Origin of the sequence: Mariniflexile sp. (assembly GCF_041583155.1) — a bacterium.
GTDB lineage: Bacteria > Bacteroidota > Bacteroidia > Flavobacteriales > Flavobacteriaceae > Mariniflexile.
In genome coordinates, this window is sequence record NZ_JBFHGK010000096.1 from 1 (window position 1) to 4,655 (window position 4,655).

The 4,655-nt window shown below is 32.1% G+C and carries 7 protein-coding genes; 2 read left to right on the forward strand and 5 right to left on the reverse strand.

The window, feature by feature from the left end:
* A partial coding sequence (locus ABYI63_RS17210; RefSeq protein WP_372758097.1) for a hypothetical protein occupies positions 1-189 on the reverse strand: 189 nt, incomplete at its 3' end.
* Here ABYI63_RS17210 and ABYI63_RS17215 point away from each other — a divergent pair.
* Positions 172-1,038 carry an IS3 family transposase gene (locus ABYI63_RS17215; RefSeq protein WP_372758103.1) on the forward strand — a complete coding sequence of 289 codons (867 nt, stop codon included), beginning with the start codon at positions 172-174 and terminating at the stop codon, positions 1,036-1,038. The genes ABYI63_RS17210 and ABYI63_RS17215 overlap by 18 nt on opposite strands.
* Here the strand turns inward: ABYI63_RS17215 and ABYI63_RS17220 are convergent.
* The 4 genes from ABYI63_RS17220 to ABYI63_RS17235 form a co-directional block, all read right to left on the reverse strand.
* Positions 1,017-1,466: a hypothetical protein gene (locus ABYI63_RS17220; protein ID WP_372758098.1), complete on the reverse strand. Its 450-nt coding sequence runs from the start codon at positions 1,464-1,466 to the stop codon at positions 1,017-1,019. The genes ABYI63_RS17215 and ABYI63_RS17220 overlap by 22 nt on opposite strands.
* A 24-nt stretch (positions 1,467-1,490) precedes the next feature.
* A complete protein-coding gene (locus ABYI63_RS17225) occupies positions 1,491-2,018 on the reverse strand; it encodes a DUF6252 family protein (RefSeq protein WP_372758099.1) in 528 nt (175 codons plus the stop codon).
* Positions 2,019-2,023: 5 nt separating this feature from the next.
* Entirely contained in the window at positions 2,024-2,818 is a 795-nt protein-coding gene (locus ABYI63_RS17230) for a hypothetical protein (protein WP_372758100.1), read from the reverse strand.
* A gap of 271 nt (positions 2,819-3,089) precedes the next feature.
* Positions 3,090-3,476, reverse strand: a complete 387-nt coding sequence (locus ABYI63_RS17235; protein ID WP_372758101.1) for a hypothetical protein — start codon at positions 3,474-3,476, stop codon at positions 3,090-3,092.
* Positions 3,477-4,193: 717 nt separating this feature from the next.
* Here ABYI63_RS17235 and ABYI63_RS17240 point away from each other — a divergent pair.
* Positions 4,194-4,523, forward strand: coding sequence for an Arm DNA-binding domain-containing protein (locus tag ABYI63_RS17240; protein ID WP_372758102.1), 330 nt, complete (start codon positions 4,194-4,196; stop codon positions 4,521-4,523).
* Positions 4,524-4,655 lie beyond the last annotated feature (132 nt).

A 4,655-nucleotide genomic window follows, 5' to 3' on the forward strand; every position in this document is an offset into this window, starting at 1 on the left:
GCGCAAGGCAGCCAAAACAACAATATCTCCCAAGCCAGAAAAAGCAATACCTGATGATACGTTAGAGGTTAAAAGACTACGTAAAGTCCTTAAAGAAAAGGAACTTGAACTTGAAATACTAAAAAAGGCCGTGCACATCTTCTCCAAGAACGATGGCAAATCTATGGATTTATAGCCAGCTACAGGCATCTATACCCCATCGAGAAGATGTGCAAAGTTTTTAAAGTAAGTAGGAGCAGTTTTTACAGGTGGTATACGGCTGGACCATCAAAACGAAGATTGGAGCTTAGCCTATTTACGGATTTGATTAAAAAGGAATTTGACCATAGCAAAAAACGATATGGCTCTACACGAATAGCTGAAAAACTTAAACGTAAAGGCTACTGTATATCTAGATGCAGAGTAGCTAAAATTATGAGGATGAACAATTGGGCAAGCAAACACAAAAGAAAATTCAAAGCTACCACTGATTCCAATCACAGTTATCCAGTTTGCAGAAATTTATTGAACAGAAACTTTACTCCCTGTAGATTAAATGAAGCTTGGGTTAGCGATATTACCTATATTCAAACCAATCAAGGTTGGTTATACCTTACCACAATTATTGATTTATTTGATAGGCAGGTAATAGGTTGGTCATTAAGCACAAGTTTATACACCAATCAAACAATAATTCCTGCCTGGAAAATGGCTGTAAGCAAGCGTACTATAAATATGGATTTAATATTTCACTCAGATCGAGGGATACAATACGCCTCAAAAACATTTAGAACATTTATTAAATCCAACCCTTTGGTAACCCAATCTATGAGTAGAAAGGGAAATTGTTGGGACAATGCCGTGGCTGAATCCTTCTTTAAAACATTAAAGGTAGAACTTATTTATAATGATGATTTTAAAACTATAGAGCAGGCTAAAACCGCAGTTTTTGAGTACATCGAAATATGGTACAATAGGAAACGTTTACATTCTTTTTTAGGGTATAAAACTCCCTATGAAGTAGAACAAGAATTTTATCAATTTAAAAATGTAGCATAGGTCTTAAAAAAAATTGTCCTACTTTTTGTTGCAAGTCCATATGCATTACGCTGTAAATAATCTACACCGTTGTTCCAATCTACGTAAATGATGTCGTAGTCTTTACCAGAATTATAAATAAGATTTTGTAAACTGTTGCTATTTGAAGATTGAACATAACTTCTAAAATTACTATAGTCATAGCTTCCGTATTTTTTTTCAGGTTCTATTATCACTCCCACATCAAACCCTTCTACTACAATTAAAGGATTGGTAATTTCATCATCATCATTAGCATCATCAACGGTTATTTTTACGGTACCATACTGTCCTAAATAAGCGGTTGTAGCAGTAATGTTTTCATAAAAACAAGGGTCTGCAGTGGTGCATTGGCTTTTACAAACTAACGTTGTAAAAAGTATAAAAAATGTTAATATATATGTTTTCATTATTTTTTGAATTTATAGTTATTATTAATACTCTCCATCAAATCGACCTTCTCTCACTTCTACTATGTTACCCTCAGAATCGATTGCATCAAACCAAAACGTACCACTTATTATGGCGTTATTAAAATCATGATGCGTTATTTTTAGCTCTCCTGTTACAGTTGCTGTCGTTTGATATTGTGTTTCACTAATTGGAAAATCTCGAATTACATATTCTCCATACTTGGAATTTTCCGCATATTCTTTAAGTTGATAAGTTTGTCCTACTTGAAGAGACTCATTTAAAGAAGCCAGATTAATAATTCTATCATTATTTGCTTTTTCATTTGCTATAAATAGACCGAAATTTAAACCATTGGTATAAAATATTTGAAAAATTAAACCAGAACCTTTTGGAAATATGGCTTCACCATTAACCAAACACCCCGCAGTATTTGCACCTATTTGGGTTGCAGGTGGTAATTGGTCTATAGGGTTTTTGGGTTCATCATCTTTTTTATCACAGCAATTAAATATTAATAGTGCTGTTAGTGCTAAAATTATATTTTTCATATTATTTAATTTTGATTACCATGTCTTTCACTCCATGGTATAGTTGTTAAACCTTCTTCTATTTTTATTCTAGACCTACTGTATAAACTAGCACTGCTTGTTAAGTTTAATTTATACGTCCAAGTTTTTACGCCTTCACTTGTGTAACTTACATTAACTATTTGATTAAATGGTACGGTTACATAACCTTGCCCGTTACCAAAATCTATTTCAATACTTTGTACTTCACTTAATACGTTTGAGTAAAAAATGCTTGAAGGTAGCTTTACTTGTATATTAAACCCTTTATGTATTTTTTCGGTTGCTGCCAAAACAAACGTTTTACGTTCTTGATATGGGTTTTGCCATACCCCATTTGTATATTTATCATAAAACTTGCCACCACTATAGGTTAATTTTCCGTTTACCGTGGCATTATCTATGAAGGTGGCATATTTAAAATATAAGCCTCCTAAGGTAATAACATTTGTTGTTCGGCTATATTTAAGGTTAGTATCAAAGGTTTGTGGTGTTACAAACCCCGTAGTTACATCTCTAATCCTGCTACTTAACAATGTGTTATAAATTTGTTTAAATGCAGTTAAGTTGGTATAAGTACTATCTGTAAGTGTGCCATTAAAAGCTGGCACATTGGTAAACTCCATTCCGTAATCTAACAAAATACCTTGTGGTACGTTATTTTTATCTAAAGGAGAAAACATAGTATTCATTTGGCTAGCAAATGATGTATTGGTTTCAGTTTGTGCTAATGCAAAGTGAGTAATAATAAAAATACATAGCAGTAATGTAAAATTCTTCATAATTTTGTTTTTAAATTAAATGATTGTGAGATATTGTTTAGTTGTTTTTGAAAGGCTGCCTACCTAGTAGATGGTCTTTCTTTTTTAGGCGTATTTCATGGCATAGGCTTATTATTTTAATTGGTGTATTTAAGGTCAAAGCGACCGTCAGTAATCTTAATTTCGTTATCATCATCATCTAAAACCGTAAACTCGAAAGTTCCTGATATGATAAAATTTTCCTGATTAAAATTTGTAATGGTTATAATTCCAGGAAGTTCATTACTAGTTGTTACAGTAATTGTGCCGATATCTCCCCCTCCTTTAATATAATTGCTGAATAATTACCACTCAATTCTGATTTAAGTTGATACGCTTGTTCTGTTATAGGGTCAACATCAACACCTTGGAGCACAATAAATTCATTTTCTCCTCCTCCTCTACTAGCAGATATAACCAATGTATATTTACCCCCAGACAATTGGTAAAAAGCATTAGGTCTTCCACTTCCAAAAGTGTCAGGTAAAAAAGCTTCGCCATTTATTAAGCAGCCAAATGTTTGTTCACCTGTTTGGGTTGCTGCTGGAAGTTGGTCTATAGGGTTTGTAGTGTTGTCATCATCATTTTTGCAACAACTTAATGTTAAAAAAAGAACAAATAGTAAAAGTAAGTTTTTCATGTTTTTTGAGGTTTTAAATTACTGAAGTAAATGTAGGAAGAATAACAAAATATAAAATACTTACTGTTGCTTATTTTTTGTTAAAAAAGACAGAATTTAACATTATTAATTACGGGAAAGCCGTAAGTTTTTAAATGGTTATTTAATTAAATTTACACTTCATATATCCTTAATTCTATTTAGACGAATTTAATGTATTATTAATCTATTCTTACTAAACTTGAATGTTATCAAATCATTAAGAATTACAATTGAGTATCATTTTTTTTGGAAAAAGTATTTATGTACATGTTAGAATAAATCTTTTATTAATATAATTTGTATCTTGTATGAAATACAAATACAATTTGCCTTTAAATAGTTCATTTTAACTTTAGTGTACAATTAGGTGAACACAAAAAGATAAAAACCGCAAAACAGCAGTGAAAATAGGGGTTTGTAGTTATTTAATTAATCCTGCCACCCCGACAAAATAGTATATCAATCAACATCAAAAACCTGTTAATCGTATGATTTGCAGGTTTTTGCATTTTTAGGGGTATCAAATAAAAACAAATAATCCCGTTAAAAAAGTCAACAAATCGGATAACAAAAATAATTTAAAAAATTTGTTGACGAATTGTTAAAATCCAGCAATATGTTGGGCAAATAAATGTATCTTTAAAGTGATTTGACTTTCGTCTGGAAATAATTTCAACATTAACAAAAGACGAAAACATGAAAACAACAAGCACGTTTAGTATTTTGTTCTGGGCAGATTTAGCAAGAACAAAAGACAACCAAGCCTCCATTTATGCAAGAATCACTGTAAATGGCAAGCGATCCACATTAAGTTTAAAACGTAAAGTTCCAGTATCGGATTGGGATGCCTATAAAGGCAGGGCACGGGGAACAAATCAAAACACCAGACTCCTTAATAATTATTTGGAAGTGGTCAATAGTGGTCTTTTCAAGAGCTATCAAGATTTACGAAATGAGCGGAAGCTTATAACGTCCCATGCCGTTAAGGCAAGGTACCCTGCTATTCCCGAGCTCATTTTAAGATAAAGTGGGATCAATCTCAATTGTTGTGTTTATGCAAAAATTGTAATTAATCTGTAAAGAAAGAATTCTACATTTTTAACACCTCTAAACTGTGCCCTAAAGGCTTTAATTTTTGCATTGAATGCTTCGGCCGAA

What these genes read in the sequence shown, in the direction of transcription:
- ABYI63_RS17220 (WP_372758098.1), bottom strand. Translation starts at nt 1,466, where the DNA reads ATGAAAACATATATATTAACATTTTTTATACTTTTTACAACGTTAGTT.
- ABYI63_RS17225 (WP_372758099.1), bottom strand. Translation starts at nt 2,018, where the DNA reads ATGAAAAATATAATTTTAGCACTAACAGCACTATTAATATTTAATTGC.
- ABYI63_RS17230 (WP_372758100.1), bottom strand. Translation starts at nt 2,818, where the DNA reads ATGAAGAATTTTACATTACTGCTATGTATTTTTATTATTACTCACTTT.
- ABYI63_RS17235 (WP_372758101.1), bottom strand. Translation starts at nt 3,476, where the DNA reads ATGAAAAACTTACTTTTACTATTTGTTCTTTTTTTAACATTAAGTTGT.
- ABYI63_RS17240 (WP_372758102.1), top strand. Translation starts at nt 4,194, where the DNA reads ATGAAAACAACAAGCACGTTTAGTATTTTGTTCTGGGCAGATTTAGCA.